Source organism: Microbulbifer agarilyticus, from assembly GCF_001999945.1.
GTDB classification, from domain to species: Bacteria; Pseudomonadota; Gammaproteobacteria; order Pseudomonadales; family Cellvibrionaceae; genus Microbulbifer; species Microbulbifer agarilyticus_A.
This window is the reverse complement of record NZ_CP019650.1, coordinates 1628919-1651524: the sequence shown is the minus strand read 5'-3', so window position 1 is coordinate 1651524 and position 22606 is coordinate 1628919. Positions and strand designations below refer to the sequence as shown.

General features: G+C 55.0%; 18 protein-coding genes and 1 tRNA gene. 4 read left to right on the top strand and 15 right to left on the bottom strand.

From position 1 onward, the window contains the following. Positions 1-1137: 1137 nt before the first annotated feature. The 4 genes from Mag101_RS06555 to Mag101_RS06540 all read right to left on the bottom strand — a co-directional run bounded on the left by Mag101_RS06555 (position 1138) and on the right by Mag101_RS06540 (position 9712). Positions 1138-3678, bottom strand: coding sequence for a glycosyl hydrolase family 18 protein (locus Mag101_RS06555; protein WP_077402442.1), 2541 nt, complete (start codon positions 3676-3678; stop codon positions 1138-1140). Between the two features lie 420 nt (positions 3679-4098). Further along, positions 4099-5478, bottom strand: coding sequence for a TolC family protein (locus Mag101_RS06550; protein WP_077402439.1), 1380 nt, complete (start codon positions 5476-5478; stop codon positions 4099-4101). Beyond that, positions 5475-8537, bottom strand: a complete 3063-nt coding sequence (locus tag Mag101_RS06545; RefSeq protein WP_077408122.1) for an efflux RND transporter permease subunit — start codon at positions 8535-8537, stop codon at positions 5475-5477. The genes Mag101_RS06550 and Mag101_RS06545 overlap by 4 nt, the downstream gene beginning before the upstream one ends. A 20-nt stretch (positions 8538-8557) precedes the next feature. After that, the gene (locus Mag101_RS06540; protein ID WP_077402436.1) at positions 8558-9712 is read right to left on the bottom strand and encodes an efflux RND transporter periplasmic adaptor subunit; all 1155 of its coding nucleotides are present in this window, start codon (positions 9710-9712) and stop codon (positions 8558-8560) included. A 337-nt stretch (positions 9713-10049) separates the two neighbouring features. Here Mag101_RS06540 and Mag101_RS06535 point away from each other — a divergent pair, with 337 nt between their 5' ends. Further along, complete coding sequence (locus Mag101_RS06535; protein WP_077402433.1) at positions 10050-10775, top strand: TetR/AcrR family transcriptional regulator; 726 nt, start codon at positions 10050-10052, stop codon at positions 10773-10775. A gap of 93 nt (positions 10776-10868) precedes the next feature. Here the strand turns inward: Mag101_RS06535 and Mag101_RS06530 are convergent, their stop codons facing one another. From Mag101_RS06530 to Mag101_RS06480, 11 genes are all read right to left on the bottom strand, one after another. Next, entirely contained in the window at positions 10869-11441 is a 573-nt protein-coding gene (locus Mag101_RS06530; protein WP_077402430.1) for an IMPACT family protein, read from the bottom strand. After that, on the bottom strand, positions 11425-12006 hold the full coding sequence (locus tag Mag101_RS06525; protein WP_077402427.1) for a DsbE family thiol:disulfide interchange protein: 582 nt from the start codon (positions 12004-12006) through the stop codon (positions 11425-11427). Before Mag101_RS06525 ends, Mag101_RS06530 begins: the two co-directional genes overlap by 17 nt. 69 nt (positions 12007-12075) lie before the next feature. Beyond that, the gene (locus Mag101_RS06520; protein ID WP_077402424.1) at positions 12076-14076 is read right to left on the bottom strand and encodes a heme lyase CcmF/NrfE family subunit; all 2001 of its coding nucleotides are present in this window, start codon (positions 14074-14076) and stop codon (positions 12076-12078) included. After that, positions 14073-14522: a cytochrome c maturation protein CcmE gene (locus tag Mag101_RS06515; RefSeq protein ID WP_077402421.1), complete on the bottom strand. Its 450-nt coding sequence runs from the start codon at positions 14520-14522 to the stop codon at positions 14073-14075. The genes Mag101_RS06520 and Mag101_RS06515 overlap by 4 nt, the downstream gene beginning before the upstream one ends. Positions 14523-14590: 68 nt before the next feature. Continuing rightward, positions 14591-14827 carry a heme exporter protein CcmD gene (gene ccmD, locus Mag101_RS06510; protein ID WP_077402419.1) on the bottom strand — a complete coding sequence of 79 codons (237 nt, stop codon included), beginning with the start codon at positions 14825-14827 and terminating at the stop codon, positions 14591-14593. A 22-nt stretch (positions 14828-14849) separates the two neighbouring features. Then, on the bottom strand, positions 14850-15605 hold the full coding sequence (locus Mag101_RS06505; RefSeq protein ID WP_077402416.1) for a heme ABC transporter permease: 756 nt from the start codon (positions 15603-15605) through the stop codon (positions 14850-14852). 63 nt (positions 15606-15668) lie between these two features. Beyond that, positions 15669-16304, bottom strand: coding sequence for a heme exporter protein CcmB (ccmB, locus tag Mag101_RS06500; RefSeq protein ID WP_232325197.1), 636 nt, complete (start codon positions 16302-16304; stop codon positions 15669-15671). 109 nt (positions 16305-16413) lie between these two features. Continuing rightward, positions 16414-17034: a cytochrome c biogenesis heme-transporting ATPase CcmA gene (gene ccmA, locus Mag101_RS06495; RefSeq protein WP_418287764.1), complete on the bottom strand. Its 621-nt coding sequence runs from the start codon at positions 17032-17034 to the stop codon at positions 16414-16416. A 126-nt stretch (positions 17035-17160) separates the two neighbouring features. After that, positions 17161-18960: an ATP-binding SpoIIE family protein phosphatase gene (locus tag Mag101_RS06490; RefSeq protein ID WP_077402411.1), complete on the bottom strand. Its 1800-nt coding sequence runs from the start codon at positions 18958-18960 to the stop codon at positions 17161-17163. Between the two features lie 16 nt (positions 18961-18976). After that, positions 18977-19291 carry an STAS domain-containing protein gene (locus Mag101_RS06485; protein ID WP_198040116.1) on the bottom strand — a complete coding sequence of 105 codons (315 nt, stop codon included), beginning with the start codon at positions 19289-19291 and terminating at the stop codon, positions 18977-18979. Positions 19292-19739: 448 nt separating this feature from the next. Then, positions 19740-20021, bottom strand: a complete 282-nt coding sequence (locus Mag101_RS06480) for a PA3496 family putative envelope integrity protein (RefSeq protein ID WP_077402406.1) — start codon at positions 20019-20021, stop codon at positions 19740-19742. Positions 20022-20405: 384 nt separating this feature from the next. Here Mag101_RS06480 and Mag101_RS06475 point away from each other — a divergent pair. The 3 genes from Mag101_RS06475 (at position 20406) to Mag101_RS06465 (ending at position 22596) form a co-directional block, all read left to right on the top strand. Beyond that, positions 20406-20481 (top strand) — tRNA-Arg (locus Mag101_RS06475). A 46-nt stretch (positions 20482-20527) separates the two neighbouring features. Further along, entirely contained in the window at positions 20528-21136 is a 609-nt protein-coding gene (gene rrtA / locus Mag101_RS06470) for a rhombosortase (protein ID WP_077402403.1), read from the top strand. Between the two features lie 284 nt (positions 21137-21420). Beyond that, positions 21421-22596, top strand: coding sequence for an efflux RND transporter periplasmic adaptor subunit (locus Mag101_RS06465; protein ID WP_077402400.1), 1176 nt, complete (start codon positions 21421-21423; stop codon positions 22594-22596). The last annotated feature ends 10 nt before the right edge of the window (positions 22597-22606 follow it).

Below are 22606 nucleotides of genomic sequence, written 5' to 3'. Positions count from 1 at the left end.
CACAGCTATTGCATGGCTCGGGAGGAGCTGTACAGCCCCTAGCGGGTTCGGACCAAGGTTTGTCAGCTGGACATTCCTTTTCACAAAGACCGGTATCGCTATTATAAGAGGTTGGAGATTCACAGTTCGGCACGACAGGTGCCTCGCAAGACATTGACTCTAGGTTCATCTCCCCTTCTTCACAGACACAAAGGTTACCTTGATAAATATCTACTTGTGAGCCTGCGGGACACCCATCGGTATAAAGGTAATTAAAGAACTCATATGAATAGCTCTCAGTATTCACACCTTCACATGACAAATTCCCGGCCGGCGCGTATCTCACATATCCATTAACATCTGTTACGCGGCGATAGTAAACATAGCGATCTTCCCTCGTAACATGCAAACATCCCTCCGGACCATCTGCGCGACATGCATAGCCAGCATAATTCTGGTTATTGTAGGGACCAAAGATTTGAACAGAACAATCGCCTGCATATGTATTTAACGAGCATAGAAACAGAAGAACAGAAAATAGACGTACAAATAGCGTACGGATAACCATAAAAATGCCCATAACCTAAAGTTAGCCTCGAAAAATTCATGATTCCCAGGAAATCACTCTCGATAGAAATTATTGCAGCGAACAAATAGCGAGGTCTCACATATCAAAATCCGACCTAATTCAGCAGTACATTTTCTCGCCGGAAAACGCGACGTATTCATCATATATACATTGACAATGTCAGTGAGGATTTTTCAATCATATCCGACCACCGGGCAAATCGTCTGAAACAGTATTAAGCGAGATTGATTACTTGAGTGGTCTACCAACTTCACCGAGGTGTTCAAAATTTTTGATAAGAGAATCAAGACGACTTAGAAAAAGTTGGGTAAAGCAGATAGCCCCGTAAAACACTAAAACCAGATATCGATATAAACTGCAGCGTGGTTTTACACGACAATTCAAATTACTGCAATTACAGAGCATTACATCGAATAATATTGAGAACTAGACAGCTCCCGAAGAATGAATTTTGCGCCACAAGAAAAACACGCAGTATAGTAGCTTTTTGTACATCAATTAAACTTGTACAAACGCAGCCCACATCTGTGAACTGCGCTTGGATAAACGAGCAAAAATAATGCAGAGGGTTACCGTAAAGGCGCAATCAACGCTTCACACTCAGCAGATGTCACGTTGCGGCCACAAACCGGAATCTGGTCTTGCGGGCTCGCATCGGAACCATTGGCAACCTGAGCATTGCCCAATACGTGGTTGACCGCATTCAGGTTGTAGCCATTGTCTTGCTCGGCCATCCAGAAAAAGACACCGGCGAGGCCATTGTCTTTCGCATACTGGGTTTTTAGCGCAACGGTGCGCGGGGTTTCGACGGAGATAAACGCACCGATATCGTCGTTATACAGATAGTCTGCATTCGCCTCTTTATCGGTATACAACCAGAAACCATTGCGCGGGGCCATGTTGCTGTCCAGATAATTCTGGTACAGGTCATAGCCTTCAATCACGCCCGCCTCCCAGGAACCAAGACCTGCCACACCGAGGATCAGATCCGCCCCACTCCAGTTGCTATCACCATAGCTACTGCTGCCGGTCAGGCCGTAAGTGAACTCGGATATATCACCAGTGTTGGTCGCTTTCGAGCGATGGTAATTGGCGGCACCTATCATCAACTTGTTAGCTGGCACACCCAAACTTTGCAGGTAAGTGAGCGTCCAGTTAGCAGAGGTACCAGCTGAAGAGCCAGTCGCCATTGGGTTGATGTACAACGGCGTGTGATGGGAAATTTCACGCTCCCAGGCACCGGTCAAGTCATAGGTCATTGCGTACAGGCGATCCATGTAAGGATGCACCTGTGCCCAATCGACTTTTTGCAAGCGACCAAGACCGGCCGGAATCGCAGAAGACAAACGATAGGGCTTGCCGGTTTTGACCGTCAGCCAGTCCATCGCCGCACGCATTTCACGAATCAGGATTGCGTAGTTTTCTCCATCGTCCTCACGCGCCATACCAACTACCGCGCCGTCACTGCCCGGGTATTCCCAGTCGATATCGACACCGTCGAAGTCATAGCGCTCGAGGAAATGCACCACCGAATCAATGAAGACTTTACGCCGCACCGGATCGTGCGCCATCCATGGGAATCCTTCGGACAGGGTCCAACCACCAATGGAAAGATCGAGTTTCAACTGCGGATTCTGCTCGCGCAACTGATACAACACCCCGAATACGCCGCCAACCTTGGTGCGATCCAGTTCATACATACTCTCGGTACCAACAACCCCATTGGGGGCAACACCGACATCACGCAGGAACGCCGCTTCAAAATCCGCAACCGCCATTGCACCATCGGGCAAATTACTTTGGTTACAGGTACGCATTACGGCGGCAGGTGCCGAAGTCGGGAAGCCGCCGTCCTGCTCGTTTTTCGCATCGGGGTAACAGATACCGGCAAAGCCATACACAATGCGATTCAGGTTGGATGCGGGCAACTTGGTGAAATCGTATTGGCGACCGTAAATTGCCCAGTCGCCAATGTAAGTCACGATTTCCGTACCGGCGCTTAGATCGTAGGTGTTGTGCTGCAACGGCAAGCTACCCGGCACCAGCTTGGTACCACGGGCACCATTGTCGACATCCAAACCACCGTGGTCTCCGCCGTTATCCGTCGCCGGATTAGCGCCGCCCTTGCTGCCACTAATACTGGACTGAGCATCGGCGATGCGGGCAGAGGCAATGCTACCGGTAGCGTTTACGACACCTGCAGACACACTGCCACCGACCGGCTGTGGCTCACCATAGTCAATGGTGTTGGGAATCGGCACTGGGCAGAGCGCCTCATCCGGATAACCCGCGGGCTCCCACTGGTCTGGATAAGCAGTATTGTCCGGAGTAATCGAGTGGGTATCGACCAATGCGCGGTATGCAATCCCTTGGTAATCGACGATAGTACCTTGGGTATACAAGGTACCGGTCTTCCACACCGGTGCGCAGAAATATTCATCTGGAATCGTGACACCACCGCCACTGCTTCCGCCACCGCTACTGCCTCCACTACTACCACCGGCACAGGCCTCGGCGGTGCTGGCAGACCATGCGTGCTCCCAGGCCCAACCCACTCCAGGCTCATAGGCTTCGTTACCCGACGAACACCAGCCGGCTACCGAGCAGGCAAAGTATCCGCTGTTGTTGGCAATGATATCGCCCGCGGCATAGGTCGAACCGGCGGCATAGGCGGGACAAGTCCCTGCACCAGAAGAACTGCCGGAGCTCGAACTCCCGCTACCCGAACTGCTTGAGCTACTCGAACTTGAACTACTTGAACTAGAACTTGAGCTTGAACTCGAGCTAGAGCTGCTCGAACTTGAGCTAGAACTGGAACTCGAGCTACCAGAGCTTGAGCCACCCGACTCACAGGCACCCAGATCGGTCCAGGCATGACCCCAGGCCCAGCCACTGCCCGGAGCATAGGGGCCACCCTGACTGCACCAACCACCTACATCACAACGGTAGGCATTACCTTCATTTTGTACGATCGCACCAGTTGTATAAGTGGCGCCATCGGTAAACTCTGTGGAATTACTGCAATCGTAAGCGGACGCACTTCCACTGGCCCAAAAGCCAAAGAGCACAGCACCTGTACTTACAATCTTTTTTATTGTTGTTGTTTGCATTCTGTCTTCTTCTCCTAGTCGAAGAGTCGGTAGTTACGGCCGGACAGGCCGGCCCGGTTTGGAAAGATCAGTACCGCAGGGAAAGAAAACGCTAGAGGAATACACCCGCCTCTCGTGAAGACGGGACAAAGAGAAAACTGCCAGGCTCGTGGCCGACAACGCTGTCATACTAGCTCGAACAAGCTAATGACGATCTGACAACGCTGTCAATCAAGTGGTGGGCTTCAACGCCAGAATATTTCTGTTTTGCAGAATAGAGACATGCGAACTGAAGCAGCGGCGTAATACCGTGTAATACAAAGAGGCGGAACCACACCAAACTCGCGCGGCAAACAGCAAGCGGTGTGGCACCAAACCAGAGACAAGGAAAGGTAAAAAAGAAGCGAAAGAAGAACAGTCCGTGCCAGTTAACCGGTCATATTAATCAACTTGCGGAAATTCTGGCGCAGCGGCCAGCACCCGAAACAAATTCAACAGTGCCCGTGCGTACTTCAACCTAGCCTCGCTCTCTTGCATACGTGCATCAACCAAACTGCGCTGGGCGTCGAGCAAAACAAGGAAATCTGCAGCACCCAGGTCATATTGCACTTTCGCATTTTGGAAGAGCGAATCACTGGTAGCCAGCGACTTGCGACTGATTTCCAACGACCGCTGCAGCGAACCTTGAGCCGTCAACGCATTCAGTACCTCTTCCGTGGCAAACGTAAATATCTGCTCATACTGGATACCGCGAATCCGGGTTTCCGCTTTCGCAACGTCAATTTGCCCCTGAATACGCCCCCCTTGGAATACAGGTGCCGTTAACCCGGCAAGCAAATTGGAAACCAGGTCCCCACCGCTCAAGTCGTCCAGGGTAATGTCCGCACTGAGATTCAACTGCGGCCAGCGCAAGGCCTTGGCGTGATCCAGATTCGCCTCACCAATCTCAACCGCATGTGCCGCCAGCCGTACATCTGGACGCCCTTCAAGCATTGCCAGAGATTGCTCGGGAGACACCGAGGGAAACTCTATCGCCGAGAACCCTTGCGCAGTTTCGAGGCTATCCAGTTCGCTCCGCCCCGCTAGCAATGCAACCGCCCGCTTGCGCGCGGTGAAATCGCGCTGCAAGCGTTCGAGACTGGCCGACTGCGCGAGCACGAGATTCCATTGCTGGGCCACTTCGACTTCTGTAGCAACACCAATTTCTTCCTTCAGGACAAGTAACTCGTGCAATTCCCTAGATGCCGACAGCGCCGTTTCAGCCAGAGCAATCTGGTCTCTTAGCGCAAGTGTTTCAAAGTATCGTTCGGCGAGATCTGCCTGCAATTGCAAGGAAACTTCACGCAGGTTCTCGCGCTGCTGGGCAAGACGAAATGCCTCGACCTTCTCGCGGGCGGCGCGTGCGCCCCACAAGTCAACACTGTAGGAGGCATCAATCCCCAGTGTATTCATATTGGTATCAACCGAGGAACCGTCGGTGCTTACAGAATTGCGTGACGAGCGGATACCCGCACCGATGCCCGGATACTTGTCTGCGACATTTACACGTAATTGTGCATTGGCCTGCGCAAGACGCTCACGCGCGATACCCAGATCGCGATTTGAATCCGTTGCTTCCGCAAGCAAAGTCAGCAATTGCGGACTTTCAAACTGCTGCCACCAATCGTTATGCCCGGGCTCCAATGCTATTACTGCCTGCTCCGCAGGCGGAGTTTCAACGGGCTGCTGCGCGCAGGCACCCAGCGCGATCGCGAGAGAAAACACCAAGCCAAAACGCATTCCATGCATTTTGGTGCGCGTTAAAATTGCTTGCTCCTTCATGCCATCACCTCCCCTGCATTTATCGCAACACCAGTAGTTTCAGAAGATTCCTTCTGATCAGTATCCCGCGCAATCAACATATAAACGGTTGGCAGTACCAGCAGCGTAAACAACGTGCCGATCATCATGCCCGCCACCAGAATGATGCCGATACTGTTGCGCGCTTCGGCCCCCGGACCGGTTACCAGCACCAATGGGAAGTGCCCCAATACCGTCGCGGCGGTTGTCATCAGGATCGGGCGCAAACGGGTCTGCGCGGCCTGCACAATGGCATCCACTTTTTCCTTGCCGCGACGTTGAAGCTCAGACGCGAATTCGGTTATCAGAATACCGTTCTTGGCAATCAAGCCAACCAGGGTGATAAAGCCGATCTGCGCATAGATGTTCATGCTCGATAGACCGAGGAAGGTAAACACCATAGACCCGGACAGGGCCAGTGGCACCGAACCCAACAACACCACCAATGGCGTGCGGAAGCTGTTGAATTGAACCGTCAACACCAGGTACACCACGAAGAGTGCGACACCTAGTACGCCGACCAGGCTATTGCCTTCCTTACGCAGCTGACGGCTGATGCCCGCATGATTGATCTGGTAGTCCGCCGGCAAAATATCTTTCGCTACCGCTTCCAATGCAGACAAGGCATCCTCATTTGTGAAGCCGGGAATAACGCCGCCGAGGATTCTGAAAGACCGCTGCCGGTCGAACTTGCCCATGATCCGTGGGCCAACCTCACGGGAAACGGTGGCAATGGTCGAGAGCTGTACCTGTTCGCCAGAGGGCGTTTGGATATACAAGTCCAGCAGGTCTTCCGTGGTCTGCCGTGCACTGGCCTCGATACGGGGGATCACCCGATATGCCTTGCCATTTCCATCAAAGCGATTGATTTCCTGCTCCGCAACCATGGCCGATATCTGGTCTGAAACCGTGGCCGTCGTCATACCCAGGTCGGCAATGGCCGCGTGATCCAGCTGCAAGCGCGCAACCGGTGCATCCAGTTTGAGGTCCGTATCCACAAACATAAATTTGCCGGTGCCATAGGCCGCGCCCATTAACTGGCCGGCATAGGCCGCCATATTCTCGTAGCTGTCCTGAGACTGGATCACCAGCTCCACATCAAACTGACCAGCGGTAGGCAGCGCCGGTGGCAGAATTGGCAGCACACGCAACCCGGTAATCTGTTGCAGGCTTGCATACACTTCCGGCAATAACTCGTGTACCGATTTGTCTCGTTCACTCGTCGGCACAAACTCAATACCACTAAAACCGTTCCCGGCCGATACAACCTGCCAGACCATGTCGACGCCCTCACCATCATAAATATGATTCACGGCATCGCGCATATAGTCGTTGCTGTACACCAGCGATGCGCTCGCCGGCGCCTCGGAGATCAGATACATGGAACTCTGGTCTTCCACCGGAGCCAATTCTTTGGAGGAAAACAGATAGAAAGGGGCCGCCAACAAGGACAGGACCACGGCACTCGCCAGAATCTGCCCGCGGTAGTGAAAACTCCAGTGCAGTACCTTGCCGTAGGTGGTCGCCAGCTGCTCGAACACGCCATTCACTTTCTGGGTAAAGCGCCCTTCTTTACCCTTTTCAGGCGACACAAAGGCACTCATTACAGGTGACAGCGTGACTGCAACAACGCCGGAAAACAGTACGGCAATCGCCAAGGTAAAAGCGAACTCACGAAACAGCGCACCGCTTAAACCGGAAACCATGGCAATGGGCGCATAGACAACTGCAAGTGTCAGCGTCATGGCCGCAATCGGTCGCAACAACTCGCGGGAGCTTTGCAGGGCAGCCTCTAGCCGCGTCTTACCTTCACGCATGTGGCGCGCGACATTTTCTACCACCACAATTGCGTCATCGACCACAAGCCCCACCGAGAGCACAATTGCCAGCACCGTTAACAGATTAACGCTAAAGCCCAGCAAGGACATCGCCGCAATGCTGCCAAGAATCGAAATTGGAATAGTCACCAGCGGTACGACGGCGGTCCGGAAGGAACCCATCAACAACAACACCACAATTCCGACCAGCACTATCGTCTCGGCCAGAGTGGTAAAAATCTCTTTCAACGCATCGCGCATGTAAATGGTGCCGTCATAACCAATCTGGATATCCATATGGTCCGGCAGGATTTGCTCGATTTTATCTAACCGGCTGTAAACCTCGTCACCAATCGAAATCTCATTGGCGCCGGGCGCGGGGAAGATGGCGATAAATACCGTTTGTTGCTGATCGATACGGGCATTTTCCGTACCGCGATCTTCACCCAGTGCAACGCGCGCAATATCGCCAAGACGGATTGTGCTGTTGTCTCTCTCCATCACAACCAGACGGCGAAAGTCTTCCGGAGAGGATAAAGTCGCATTACTGAGAATACTGATATCCTGGGACGCGTTATCGGCGCGACCTAATGAGGCAACAACGTTGTTGTCGCGCAGGGCAGCCTGCACATCCGCCGCACCAACATTCAGGCTGGCCATTTTTAGTGGGTCGAGCCACACACGCATTGCGGGTGTACGCCCTCCCGATAACTCTACCTTTTGCACCCCCTCAACTGAGGACAACAGTGGGGTCACCCGACGCTCCAGATAATCGGACAGTGCCGCGCGGGAAAACACATCGCTGCTGACGGTAAGGTAAAACAAGCCTCCTTCCCGGTCCGCCCGTTTCACATTGACTGCCGGATCCTGCGCGCCAGAGGGCAACTCGTAGGCGATCTGGCTCAAGCGGGAACTGAGCTCCGCCAACGCATCGGTACTATCTTCATTCATGTTTAACCAGGCAGTTACGGTACTTCTGCCCGGTGTGGTCATTGAATCGACATAGTCCACACCCGGCACCGTCATGGCCACGCGCTCAATGGGCTCGGTAATAAAGCCCTGCACCACTTCTGCCGACACGCCCGGGTAATCGGTGGTGATTTGTAAAGAGGAGCTTTCTACCTGGGGAAACTGCATCACCGGGATTTTTCCCGCAGCCAGCAGGCCCGCCACCGATATCACCAGAGACACAACAATCGCCAGCACTGGCTTCCTGACAAACATATCCACGTTCACGTACCTCTTTAGCGCTGGCTGCTGGTTGCAAGTTCGACACCTCGGTGCCGCGTGCCGGCATACACCAGCACGTTGTCATACAACTTGAACGCCCCGGCTCCGGCAATCACCTCGCCGGCTTGTAGACCTTCTCGCACAAACACACTGCTCTGTTTTTCGCCCGCTACCACAATCGGCCGCCTAACTGCGCGGTAGCCGTTGCCGCTCTCGTCTTCGGCCAGCACATAAACATAACTACCGTTCACATCGTGGCGGAGAGACGACAATGGAATGCGCATGGTTGTGCTATCGCTGGTGACAGGAACGTCAACCGCAACGGAACCATTTGGAGCAAGCGAACCATTTGGAGCTAGCGAAGCTAAGGAAGATTGATCCTTTGCGAGAGTCGCGCGGTATTGGCGACTACGTGTGGAGGAAGATACAACCGAACTCATGGCGATCACTTTTGCCTCAGCCGCCGCATCGCCAGTCACAGGACGAATCAACACTGTGGTCCCAACAGGTAACTCGGGGTAGGTTTGCGGCACACTAAAGTCCACCCAAAGATTGTCGGTCTCGCCGACAAAGTCCGCGAGTGCCGCATTTGAATTGACAAAGTCACCCGGTCGAAACGGGTGTAGCCCCAGGGTGCCAGCAAAGGGGGCGCGCACCGTTTTCTTGGCTATGCTGCTTTCCAGCACACCAATGTCGGCGCGAATCACTGCGAGCTCGGCTTGTGCATTATCGAGATGCTCCTCACTCACCGCGTTGGCAGCGCGCAATTGCTCGGCTCGTTTAAATGCTGCGTGCGCAAGTTTTTCGCGGGCCCGCGCCGCCTGTAGCCTTGCCTGCTCTTCGCTGACATCCTGCTGAAAGATCACATCCCCCGCCTGCAAACGTGCACCGAATGCCGTATTCACAACGCGAAGTGTACCGGGGTATTCACTGCGCAATGTCACTTGCCGCGGTGCACTCACGGTACCCAGCAGTTGGATGCGTGGAACATAGTTGGTCTCCTCTACCGAGGCCAACTCGACCACCTCAGAGTGCTCGGGCATGGCCTCGGCCATGGCAATTGCCTGCGAAATCTCCAGTGCCTTGGCACCCGCAAGACCAAGAATCAGCACCAGAAGCCCCGAAACGGTAACCGCCCAGGGCTTAAATTTTGATGGGGAATCACTCACAGACCACTCCTTAACTTGACTCTGCTATTCACTGTTTGAAGGCGAAACCCAAGATACGAACACCTTCAGAAAAATGAACCTTGTTCGAATATGATTCGAATACTATTATCAGATCAGTGTCAGGTCAAATTTAACAGTGACTTGGGCAGTCAAATCATCGTGAAGCCAGTACAGAGGGCCTATCAGCCGGCAGAAAAAGAGGGACTTGTTCTAACGAAGATTGAAGGTAAAACTGGGATTATCGGTCACAAATAGCGAGTGCGAGTGCTGACGCTCGTTGACGCAAAACTCTACGCTAAATACTATTCGAGCGAGATTCGAACCACGGGAACCCCCTATGCCGGCACCAAGGTACTCCATCGAAGAACAGGAACAGCGCATTCTGGACGCGGCCACGGCCTGCATTATGGAATCGTCAATTCTCGACTTTAAGATGTCCGCGATTGCCAAGGGCGCGGGGATATCCATGGGGTCCGTGTACAAGCACATACAAACCAAGGAAGACGTATTGGTGGCACTGGCCACTCGGGTAGAAGCCAAGGCGGTGGAGGTATTTAGCGAGGTACTTTCGCTCCCCTACTCCACCCCCGAGCGACTGATGGCCATTCACCTGATGTCTCCTGAGGCCGTACACCAGTGTGACTTTGGGCCCAACCTTCTAATGCTTGCCAGTAATGAAGCCACACTGTCTCGCGCTTCGGAAAAATGGCTTGCACGTTTATTCAAGTATCAGGACCAACTGGAAGGGCTGTTTCACACCCTACTGGGAGAGGCAATCGATTCTGGGGAATTGGCATTGAGCGGCGAATCCCGCGAGGCACTGATAGACGAAATCGGCATCAGCCTCTGGGCAATGAATTGCGGTTTTACCCAGGTTTCTTATGAGCTTTGCTCGCGTCGTCTTTCGGGTATCGATATTCCCCCGCAGTACCCCTTGCAGCCGGATTCCCCCATCGTAAAAGGGCTGGTGCGGTTGGTCTCTACCTACGAGTGGCGTGAACCCTATCGAGAAGAGAGAACCACAGAGATTTGCAAGGTGCTAGAGGGCTTAGGGTACCGATAGTCGCCTTAACGGGAACAAAGCCGACCCTCGCAGCCAACCTCGCAGCCAACCTCGCAGCCAGCCTCGTGAAGCCAATCAAGAGCTCGCGAGTAATCAGTCGATCACCTGGTACATCTCGGAAAGGAGCTGCTCCGCCAGACCGGCCCAGCAATCCACAGCGACCTCAATCTCGACTTCAACCCGCGCCGCATAGACCGCATTCAAGCATTGGCCACCGGCCTGCCCGACCAAAAAACGCAGGCGAGATTCCTGTGCAAAATCACAGGCAATGACTTTTGATATCAGCGGAACAAAGGTTTTCAGTTCCGCCTGCTGCACCGCCGCACCCACTGAGCCGCGGTATGCACGCATCAAGCCGCCGACACCCAACTTGGTGCCACCAAAATACCGGGTAACGATAGCCCCAACGTTGCCGATACCCTGCTTCAGAAGCAGCTCCATCATAGGCCGTCCGGCACTGCCACCGGGTTCGCCATCGTCGTCGAACTGCATCACCTCTGGATTGTCGGGGTTACCTATGACCAACGCAGTACAGTGATGAGAAGCATCCGGATAACGGGCGCGCACCGTTTCGAGCTGACACAAAAAAGCCGCTTTATCGGTTACTGGCCCGAGCCAGCAGATAAAGCGGCTTTTCTTTTCTTCGGTCTCAGCGACAACGGGCAAGCAAGGAGTCTGATAGCTCACCAGAAAAATCGTCCCACTCTTGATTCTGTAATCGCTGGTACAAGGGCTGCAGCTTGGTCTGCCAAACTTTGTCATCGACCACGCCAACGTGCTTACAGCGGATGGTGCCACCTGCGTCCACCAGGAAGGTTTCCGGCGCACCGAACACGCCCAGATCCAGTGACAGACGGCCTTCAATATCCGAAACGGAGAACACATAAGGGTTCTGGAATTTCTCCAACCACTTCTGCGCAGCTTCGTTATCGTCTTTCAAATTAATACCAACGATCGGTACACCCTGCTCTGCCAACTGATTCAGGTATGGGTGCTCAACCCGACAGGAAACGCACCACGTAGCCCAGACATTCAACAGCAACGGGCGACTGGGAAGGTCGGACTTTTTCAATTCCCGATTGGACTCAACATCCAACAGGGCAAACTCGGGCACCGGCTTATTGACCAGCGCTGAAGGCATATCCTGCGGGTTCAGGGACAATCCACGCCAAAACAGTACCGCCAGTGCGGCGAATACGATGAGCGGAAGAAAAAGCTTAAGTCTCGCCATCAATTTCCCAATCCGTAATTATCCATTCGCGCGCCCTCGATGCGGCAAAGGGCGCGCCGACTCCCGACCTCAGGCGCCAGCCAGAGTGCCGGTATTACTTTCTGTTTTGACGTTCGCCGCTCGCGCCGCACGCACTTTACGATAGCGCTTGTCGGCCACGGCTATTGCACCACCGAGCGCCATCAGCACCGAGCCCAGCCAAATCCATACAACAAAAGCCTTGTAATGGAGACGCACAGCCCAATCGCCACCCAAATGGTTTTTATCCATTGGGTCACCGAGTGCCACGTACAGATCTCGGAACAGGCCGGTATCAATGGCGGCCTCGGTCATGATATTGCCGCCGGAAAGATAACTGCGCTTCTGCGGGAGCAACTCGGCCACCTGGCGGCCATCCTGACGAACGACAATCACACCTTCTGAGGCGCGATAATTTGGTCCACGGACCTGGCGCACCCCTTCAAAGGTAAACTCGTAGCCAGACATTTCTGCACTCTGGCCCGGAGACATTCGCAAGTCTTTCTCCACGCTGTATACCGTGGTGAGCGCCACCCCCAATACAGAAACAGCCAGACCTATGTGCCCCAGATGCATGCCGTAATAACTTGCTCGCTGACGCTTCAGCCCCGCAAGGAGGCTATCCGCATTGCGCGACTTCGCCAGAATATCGGCACCGCTCGAGGTGACCACCCAAAGCCCCGCAAACAACCCAATCACAACGCCCCAGTGGAAGTCGCCTGCCAGCAGCGCAATCAGCGGTGCAGCAACTGCAGCGATCAGCGCAGGCATCACCCAGGCTTTGACTAATTTCTTACCCTGAGTGTCTTTCCAGTTTGCATGAATACCCATGCCCAACAGAATACTCAGCACAATCATCAGCGGCACAAAGAACAGGTTGAAAAATGGAGGCCCGACACTGATCTTGCCCCAGTTGAGCGCATCGGCCAGCAGCGGGTACAGGGTTCCTGTCAACACCATCGCCATGACCAGCATCAGCACAATGTTGTTGCCCAGCAAAAACGTTTCCCGCGAACGGAATGAAAATACGCTGCCGGCACTCACGGTTGGCGCACGCAGAGCAAACAGCAACAGCGAAGCGCCCACCACGATGGCTAGGAACGCCAGAATAAAGCCACCGCGCAACGGATCGGTTGCGAACGCGTGAACAGAAGTCAGCACCCCTGAGCGCACCAGGAAGGTACCGAGCAGGCTCAGACTAAACGCGAAGATGGATAACAGGATGGTCCAACTGCGGAACAATCCACGTTTCTCGGTTACCGCCAGACTATGCAGCAACGCGGTACCCACCAACCAGGGCATAAAGGAAGCATTCTCTACCGGGTCCCAGAACCACCAGCCGCCCCAGCCGAGCTCGTAATAAGCCCACCAGCTTCCAAGTGCGATACCCAGGGTCAAAAACGACCAGGCCACGGCGGTCCAGGGGCGAGCCCAGCGCGCCCAGGCGCTATCCAAACGTCCTTCCAGCAACGCAGCGATTGCAAATGCAAAGGCAACGGAGAAACCCACATACCCCATATACAGGAGTGGTGGGTGAATAATCATGCCCGGGTCCTGCAGCAGCGGATTCAAGTCATTTCCGTCGCTGGGCGGGAACGGCAAGATGCGGTCGAAGGGATTCGAGGTCATCAGAATAAACAGGAAAAACCCGATCAACAGCATGCCGAGTACCGACAACACCCGTGCCACCAGCACATCCGGCAACTGCTTGCTAAACGTGGCAACGGCGGCGGTCCAACCCGACATCATCAGCAGCCACAGCAAGATGGAACCTTCGTGGCCACCCCACACCGCGGTTACCTTGTACATCATCGGCAGAATGCTATTCGAGTTCTGCGCAACGTAGGCAACGGTAAAATCGCTGTTAACAAAAGCGACCGTCAAGCAGACATATGACAGCGCGGTAAACGCGAGTACCCCAAAAGAAAGCGGGCGTGCAGTATCCATCCACAATACACGGCCGGCATAGGTACCAAGGAGCGGAACAACGGCAAGCGCAATAGACAGCAGCAGGCCGACAATTAACGAAAAGTGCCCGAGTTCAGGACTCATATTTTTGCATCTCCCTGACAGCTCGCATTACCCACCATGGAATCCGCCACTTCTGGCGGCGTGTAAGTTTCGTCGTGCTTGGCCAGCACCTGATCCGCACGTACGTAACCGTCCTGCTGGAGCTTGCCGGTGACTACCGCAGCCTCGCCTTCGGCAAACAGGTCCGGCAGAATTTTATTGAACACCACTTCCAGTTCCGCTTCGCCATCGGTAATCGCGAAACGTACATCCAGTGAATCACTGTCGCGCACAATACTGCCTGGCACCACACAGCCACCGGCACGAATGCGCTTTTCAAACGGAACCTCGCCCGCAGCAAAGGCGCGGGGTGCATAAAAGTAGTCCATGTTTGCGCGCATGGCATAGGTCACAAACCCAATGGCAGCACTGGAAAGCGCCACCAGAAGTACGACGAGGATCAGACGTTGTTTACGAGCTGGATGCATGGTCTTCCTACTAAAAATCGAAATCGCTATAAATTTGAATCGCTATATCGGTGAAAGCCTGTTCGCAATTACTCGACCGCTTCCGCCGTACGCTGCGATGCAGAGCGCGCCGCGGCAGCACGCCTGCGGGCCTCTTCCTGGCGCAACTGCTGCTGGAGTTCCCGGCGCAATTTACGCTGGCGGAAAACAGGGGTGACCGCCAGCACAACCAACACCAGTACCGCCATCCCATAAGATGCCCACACAAAGGGCCCGTGACCATTCATCGCGAAAAAGCTGGCCAGACTATCAAACTGAAATTGCATCAATCGAATCCTCGCTGGTGCGTCAGGCTTTGGCCGGAGCCGGCGCCCCGAGCAGTTCGCGTACCCACTGCGTGCGCCCTTCGCGCTGCAGAATCATGGTGCGGGTGTGGAAGGTAAGTACCCAGGCATAAAACAGATAAAAGCCGGCGATCATAGTGATCAGCGGGTAGAACATACTTGGGTCGATAGTGCTGGCTTCGGTCAGCTTCAGAGTGGCCGGCTGATGCAGCGTAAACCACCAGTCAACAGACTTATAAATAATCGGGATATTTACCGTGCCGACCAACGCGAGCAAGGCACTGGCCTTGTCTCCCGACTGTTCACGACTGAAGGCACCGGACAATGCCATGACGCCCAGATAGAGGAAGAACAGGATCAGCATAGAGGTGATACGGGCATCCCAAACCCAGTAGGTACCCCAGGTGGGCTTGCCCCACACGGCACCCGTAAACAGGGCAATAAAGGTGAAGGCGGCGCCAATCGGCGCTGCTGCACGCATCACCACAAAGGAGAGCTTCATCTTCCAGATCAGGCCGATGGCCCCGGAGATAGCCATGATGTAGTAGCCCGCAAGCGCGAGGAATGCCGCAGGCACATGGATATAGATGATCCGGTAGCTATTGCCCTGCTTGAAGTCTTCCGGCGCAAAGGCCAGCCCCCAGACAATACCCACCGTAAGCAACAACAGCGCCGCCCCGCCGAGCCAGGGAAGCCAGGCGCTCGATTTCTGGTAAAACCAGCGGGGTGAGCCCAATCTGTGAAACCATTGCCAGGACAAAATACTTACTCCTACGCCCTTCTCTCATTCGGTCGCGGCTGAGCGCATACCATTGGGAAAGGGTCAGTTTTCGAGACTGATTCGGATAGCTCCCGCAGCCGCTAAGGGCGCCAGCGCCGCGGCCACGGCCAATATCGCGCCGAGAACCGCCAATTGCGGGCCAAAACTATAGCCATCCAGTGCTGCCTGCACCGTTCCGGTGCCGAAGATTAACACGGGCACATACAACGGCATAATGATCAACGCCAAGAGCAGGCCGGGGCGTCGCAAAGCCACGGTCAGCGCGGCACCCACGGCACCGATCAAACTGAGACTGGCAGTGCCCAATACAAGCGAGATAAATAGCGGCCAATAGCCCTCAGCGCCCAGGTTTAACATCATCCCCAAAAGCGGAGATAACAGGGCCAGGGGCACCCCGGTGACCAACCAGTGCACCAGCACTTTTGCCAACACAGGGAAATACAGAGGCTGTGGCTGTAGGGCCAACTGCTCCAGTGAGCCGTCTTCATAGTCACCGCGGAACAATGACTCCTGAGACAACAAGGTAGCGAGCAACGCCATTACCCAGATAAGCCCTGGCGCCATGCGCGACAACATCTCCGGCTCCGGGCCAATACCCAATGGCATCATCGCCAGCACCGTAACGAAAAACAGCAGCGGGTTCACGATATCCGACCGGCGGCGGGCTGCCAGCACCATTTCGGTGCGGAACAGGGTGTAAAAGCCCGGTACCCGCGCATAGGTATCCAACGCTGCACTGCTAGCTTCGGCGGACTGCGCTTTTTTCGACAAGGAGACCCCCACCGCTTCAGACCCCATATTCAGCCTCCAGGTGACTCTCTTGGGGCTGAAAGTCCGCCAGATTCACCTTCACTAGCGGTTGGATCCTGACCGGCTGGTGCGATGTCAACAGCACGCTGCCCCCGCGTTGCAGGTGACCGTGCATACAGGACTCCAAGCTCTCAACCCCGACCACATCCAGCGCGGCGAGCGGCTCATCCAGAATCCACAGCTGTGGGGCAGCCGGCAGGTACAGGCGGGCCAGCGCGACTCTTCGGTTCTGTCCCGCAGACAACTGCTGGCACAGGGTATCCTCGAAGCCATACAGACCAACGGCATCCAGCGCGGCCATCGCATCTTCCGCAGCAGCGCCGTACCAGGCAAGGTTTTCCAATGGAGAAAGGCCGCGCCGTACTCCGGCGTGGTGACCGATATAGAGCAATTCCGAGCGCATGGCTGCAAGAGCCCCGGGAAAGACCTTGCCGCGCCAGGAGATATCGCCGTGATAATCACTGGCACTGCCAATCAGCGTACGAATCAGCGTGCTCTTGCCCGCGCCATTGGCACCCTCGACCTGCAATGCGGTACCAGCAGGCAACTGGAAGTCGAGCCCGGCGAACAACACGCGGCCATCGCGCTCACAGGACAAGTCCCGTGCGCTCAGACGGTCGCTGTCGACAGGTGAATTCTGCGCTGAAGATGCGGATGAGGCGGCAGAGGATGTAAAGCGGCTCGAGGACATTGCCCACCGGTGTTGATGAAAAACTGAGCGTAATTATACCGGTACTGAGGGGTTTTGTATGGCATTGTGTTGCGCTTGCGTAGCATCCCCCGGTTTTGCTTCGGGTTCCGCCTGCCAGCTGATGACCGCTTCAACGCGACTGCTGCCCGCCGAGTAGTGCAGCTCAGAGCAAACCGTGTGCAGTAGCTCCAGCCCGCGGCCCGAGTAAATCGAGCCCGCATCGCGGACCTCGGAGAACCCCTTACCGCTGTCTTCCACCACCAAAGTCAGGCTTCCACCCCCCTCGCCTTCCAGGCAAGACAGGGAAATACTCACCCAACCCGAGTCCAAATGGCTACGCCGCTCTGCCATCAGGTCGTAATATCGAACAAACCCATCATCCGTCCCCTTAATTGAGGAATCCAGTTCCAATACACCATGCTCCAGTGCATTTCGGAACAGCTCGCCCAGCGCAATCGCAAGGTCCTCCTGGAATCTGGCAGCACCGGGCATCTGCACCACAACACTCAGTAATTGCGGAAGCGGATCTGCTTGCCGCAACTCCCCGTGCGAAAGACGGAAATTAATCGACCAGTCACCAACAGGCGTGCCCTTCCGGTCCCCAGCTACCTCTTGGGGTAGGCTCCCGCCGGAACGCAACCCGGGATCCGTCAGGTCCAACTCCACCAGCGATAAATCATCATGCTGCTCCGCCGCATGCGCGTTGACGGCCAGTAGAATCTGCTCGAATACCTGCGCACCTTCCTGCCGTGTACCTTCCGGCCGCTCACTTTGCAATAGCGACAACAGGCGCGCCTCACCAAAATGCTCACCGCGACTGTTTCGCGCCTCGTGAATACCGTCACTCCACAAAAACAGGCGATCTCCGGGTGAAACCCGTACATTCACTATCGCGGAATCCACATGGTCAGACGCTAGCACCCCCAGAGGTAGATGCCGGGATTCAATCATCAGCAAAGAGCCATCGGCACGCTTCAGGCAGGGGCTGGGCATACCCGCGTTCAACATACGCAGGTGCTGGCGCCGCGGGTCGAACTCCATAATCGCCAGGCAGCAAAACATCTGGCGCGGCAGGATATCGTGCAGCTTGCGGTTAATTTCCCGCGCTACCCGACCAAAAGAGAAGCCCCGTGGGATCATTGAATAGAAGATAGAAGTAAGCGGAACAGCCCCTACCGCCGCGGCCAGTCCGTGCCCCGCGAAATCCCCCAGCATCAATACCAGCTTGCCATCCGGTGAATAGGTTGCCGCCAGCAAATCGCCGTTTAGCACCGCGCGCGGAGAAAGGTGATAGCGAATCGCAGGCGTGTCATCCAGGCAGCTCTCATTGCCCAGATTGCCAAATATTTCCCGCGCGTTTGCCTGCTCCTGGAGAAAGTCTGCGTGGTGGCGGCGCAGACGGTCACGTTGCGCCATGAGCGATCGGCTGAACTCGCCAAAGCGCCGGATGGCGACTAACTTCAGTTCCACGAACGAGCGACTATAGGGTTTGGTCAGAATATCGTCGCAATCTGCCAGATACAGTGGCTCCGCAGGACTTTCCTGTACCCCCTGTACCGCAAGAATCGGCACCGGCTCTACCCCCATCGACTGACGCAACTGGCGCACAGACTCAGGTGGCGTTTTCCGTGCCGCAACGGGGCCGAAGATCATGAGGTTGGGAGGGAACTGCTCGAAGGACTTCAGTGCGGCCTCGGCAGTAGGCACGCACAAGGTCGAAGCCGGGGAGACACTCTCGGAGGTACTTTTATATTCCCACTGCTGAATCAGCTGCTGCAGCTCCGACGACTCTTGCTGGTCGCTTTCAATAATGAGGATGCGGAAGGTTGGCATCGGGGCGCGGTGTGGTTCAGCAGATGCTGAAAATTTGATCGAAATTGGAAACGTGGAGTATGTGGGAAACGTGCGCGTTCGCGTTCATTAACTCCACCCGCGGCTGCTCGCCCTCGTGACTAAGCTCCGCACAGTAGTCACGTAATAACAAAAGCATCCCCAGTGCTGCACTATCCAGATGTTCGGTTGCGGACAGGTCCACCAGAAACACCTTCGGCGCAGGACTGACATTGCGGTACGCGCGCTGGAAATCGCGGTGAACATTAAAATCAAAGTTGCCAGCGACACGAATCACCAGCTCCTCACCTCCAGCGGAAACTTCCGAGCTCACACGGCTCTCAAACCTTTCGGAAACCACCATTTGCGGGCCCTATATCCTGCCTCATCCTTATCATTGCGAATCCAATTTCCGCCAATATACACCCACCCGCAGGGGGTGAAAACCGGCAAAACCCACATGGCGAACGTTCGCATATTTGCCCGGGGCGGATTCGTCATTTACGGACCGGCTTCAGCAGGAAATCCCCTACCCCAAAGCAGCTGCCCCATAACGCAAACCGAGAGCGCAAACCCAGAACGTAAAAAGGGTGCCTCAGGCACCCTTTCACTCCACTTCGCTTACCCGGCTATTTTCTGCACAAAGCATGAATACGGGGCATATATGATCGACCGAACTGTACCCGGTAAAAAGGACTATGCAGAATATTTCTTCAGAAATGCTTCTTGGAGAAAACGACTCCAAGAGGCATTCGAAAAAAGACCCGAAGAAAGACTCGAAGTCACAAGTCGTATTGATAATCCATCAGTTCCCGCCGGAGGCGTTGTTCCTCCAGTCGATCCTCCACCATGCGCCGCGCGTCACGGGGACTCTCCGGGGTATAGAGCAGACTCCCTTCAAAAGAGGAATCAGATCCACCAAAATCCATGTCATTTTCGATAACGTTGCCGCTCATAGAAAACTCCACAATCTCGATCTGCCAGGGCAGAAACTCTTTGTCTATTTTTGTTGTGCAAATCCAGATTAGCCAGCTCCCGCTTTTCTGGTCAAGCAACTTTTGCACGGTGCGATCAGGTTTTTCCGGGGGTTACACTGGGGGCTTCCATTAGTCAGGCAAAAGCCAAAAGCCCGATCCTCACTGATCTGCAGCTCGCGCCAAAATAGCGGTAATTTGTTACCAATTTGCGAAATTTTTTCGCCGATTTGTTGAAAGGAGAAAATTTTCATGCAAAGAGAAAATGGGTAACCCCCATGGCGCAAAACGTTACGCTTGGTGACAGCAGGAGATTCCCAGGAAGGCAATCCGAGATTACAGGTAATTACACAGGGCTGGAACTGGGCGCAGCATTCGATGACAGAGCCTGCCCCAGTGGTTAGAATGGCCAGCCTCTTACACCGCCAGCGCACCGGGACGTTAGCCCCAAGTAGTTAGACGGATTAAGAGTACGCCCCCGTCGGTTAACAGGATAAACCACGGACCTCCTAAGTCCGGACTGGTGGTTCGAGTCCACCCGGGGGTGCCATATACACAAGACCGGCCACACGCCCTCGAGCACAACCTTACCTACTATGGCATTCCGAGCGCTCAACCCAACGTTTCTTGCCGTAGTTTTCCTGGTCGGTCTTGCCCAGCTGATTTCCGAGCACGTGCAGAACCTGTTGCGCTTCGACCGCGAGGCCATCATCGCCGGCCAGTATTGGCGACTGCTGAGCGCTCACTTTTTACACACAAACTTGGTACACGCGCTCACCAATACGGGGGCCTGTGCAATCCTCTGGTATCTATTCAAGCCGCACTTGCGACCGCTCCCCGCTGCGGGGCTGCTCTCTCTGATGTGCCTTCTGACCGGAACCGGGATCCTTTTCTTTTCACCACACCTGACGCACTACGTGGGTTTGTCCGGTGCTCTCCACGCGCTGATCATTTGGGGCTGCGTGAAAGACCTGATGCATGGTGATCGATTTGGACTGCTAATACTGGCAGGCGTCTGCACAAAAATCGCCTGGGAACAACTCGGTGGTGACACCAGTGCGACCGCTGCACTGATCAACGCTCCAGTAGCCATCGATGCCCACCTGTGGGGTGCACTCGCTGGCCTGATCGTGGCTCTATCTCCACTCATGTTGCACCCAATACGTTTCCGCGCAGTGCAAAGCCATTTGCACTCACAGGATTGAGCGAAAACCTCAGCTACTCATTCCGCATCGAAGCTTTCCCGGGCGCCCTTTTCAACGAGCAGCACGCTCGCTCAAAATTTTTTTCACTCGCACTGCATCCACCTCGAGACATCACATCGTCAATCAGGCAACCCAAATGGATTTTGGTCGCTGATTCAGCTCACCTCGGCGCCTTGGAGATTCCAAGGCCCGTGGTTTTCGTGCTCATATCGGGTTATTGCACCAGCGGTAACTCGGTCGCATTCGCCAAATTCCACAAAAATTGAAACTACGCGAATAGAACGATGAAGAAAAAAATCTTGAATGTGATGGCCCCGGTTCTCGTAATTGCGGCCTCGTTCGGCGCCGTACAATGGATGTCCGCAGCAAAACCGGAGCCTGAAAAGAAGGAAGAAGAGCAGCGTTTGATTTCGCTGGTTACTTCTGAGGCGCGTGCCGAACCGGTGCAATTAAGCGTAACGACACAAGGGGAAGTTCGTGCGCACACTGAAATAAACCTTACGCCACAAGTATCCGGACGCATCACTGCCATCGCGGACCGCTTTGCGGAAGGCGCAGGTTTTGAAGCCGGCGAAACCCTGATTCAAATCGACGATGCCGACTACCAGCTCGAGGCTGCTCAGGCCGAGGCCCGCGTAGCACAAGCAGAAGTACTGTTACTACAAGCGCAGGCCGCTGCCGCAATCAAACGCCAGCAGTGGTTGAACCTGAACCCGAATAAAGAACCCACCCCGCTGCAGGTTAACAAACCGCAAGTACTGGAAGCGGAAGCAAATCTGCGTGCCGCCAAGGCTGCGCTGACCGATGCAAAAATGGACCTCGCTCGCACCAAGATTCACCTGCCGTATCGCGGCCGTGTGGTGAGTCGCGAAGTGGGTGTTGGCCAATACGTTACCGCCGGCACCTCACTGGGCCGCGTATTCGCCACCGATCGTGTGGAAATTCGTCTTCCCCTGACCGACAACCAGCTGCAGGAACTCGGCCTGCCACTGGGGTTCGTCGCTGGCGACAACAATCCTGGTCCGGAAGTGAAACTCTCCGCACTGGTCGGCAGCCATGAGCGGCAGTGGAGCGGTCGCATAGTGCGCACCCAGGCAACGATTGATCAGCAAACCCGCCTGATTTATGCGGTGGCGGAAGTTGCCGACCCTTATGGCAAAGGCGCCAGTGATGGTGTACCCCTGGCGGTTGGTTTATTTGTGAATGCAGAAGCGGCATCCACCGCGGAACGCAATGCCATCGTGGTTCCCCGTGAGGCACTGCGCAGCGCTGACAAGGTCTACGTTGTTGACGCGGATAACCGCCTGAATATTCGTACCGTCGAGGTACTTTCCACTTCCGAAAACCGCGTAGTGCTTGCCGCTGGTGTTGCCGATGGCGAGCGCGTTGTGACCTCCACCATTGCTAACCCGGTGGAAGGCATGGAAGTTCAGCCAATCACCCAACTGGCTCGCCGATAAGGACTCGCAC

What these genes read in the sequence shown, in the direction of transcription:
- Mag101_RS06525 (WP_077402427.1), bottom strand. Translation starts at nt 12,006, where the DNA reads ATGGCGAGACTTAAGCTTTTTCTTCCGCTCATCGTATTCGCCGCACTG.
- Mag101_RS06490 (WP_077402411.1), bottom strand. Translation starts at nt 18,960, where the DNA reads ATGCCAACCTTCCGCATCCTCATTATTGAAAGCGACCAGCAAGAGTCG.
- Mag101_RS06555 (WP_077402442.1), bottom strand. Translation starts at nt 3,678, where the DNA reads ATGCAAACAACAACAATAAAAAAGATTGTAAGTACAGGTGCTGTGCTC.
- ccmB (WP_232325197.1), bottom strand. Translation starts at nt 16,304, where the DNA reads ATGGTGCTGGCAGCCCGCCGCCGGTCGGATATCGTGAACCCGCTGCTG.
- Mag101_RS06550 (WP_077402439.1), bottom strand. Translation starts at nt 5,478, where the DNA reads ATGAAGGAGCAAGCAATTTTAACGCGCACCAAAATGCATGGAATGCGT.
- ccmD (WP_077402419.1), bottom strand. Translation starts at nt 14,827, where the DNA reads ATGCAATTTCAGTTTGATAGTCTGGCCAGCTTTTTCGCGATGAATGGT.
- Mag101_RS06515 (WP_077402421.1), bottom strand. Translation starts at nt 14,522, where the DNA reads ATGCATCCAGCTCGTAAACAACGTCTGATCCTCGTCGTACTTCTGGTG.
- Mag101_RS06545 (WP_077408122.1), bottom strand. Translation starts at nt 8,537, where the DNA reads ATGTTTGTCAGGAAGCCAGTGCTGGCGATTGTTGTGTCTCTGGTGATA.
- rrtA (WP_077402403.1), top strand. Translation starts at nt 20,528, where the DNA reads ATGGCATTCCGAGCGCTCAACCCAACGTTTCTTGCCGTAGTTTTCCTG.
- Mag101_RS06535 (WP_077402433.1), top strand. Translation starts at nt 10,050, where the DNA reads ATGCCGGCACCAAGGTACTCCATCGAAGAACAGGAACAGCGCATTCTG.
- Mag101_RS06520 (WP_077402424.1), bottom strand. Translation starts at nt 14,076, where the DNA reads ATGAGTCCTGAACTCGGGCACTTTTCGTTAATTGTCGGCCTGCTGCTG.
- Mag101_RS06465 (WP_077402400.1), top strand. Translation starts at nt 21,421, where the DNA reads ATGAAGAAAAAAATCTTGAATGTGATGGCCCCGGTTCTCGTAATTGCG.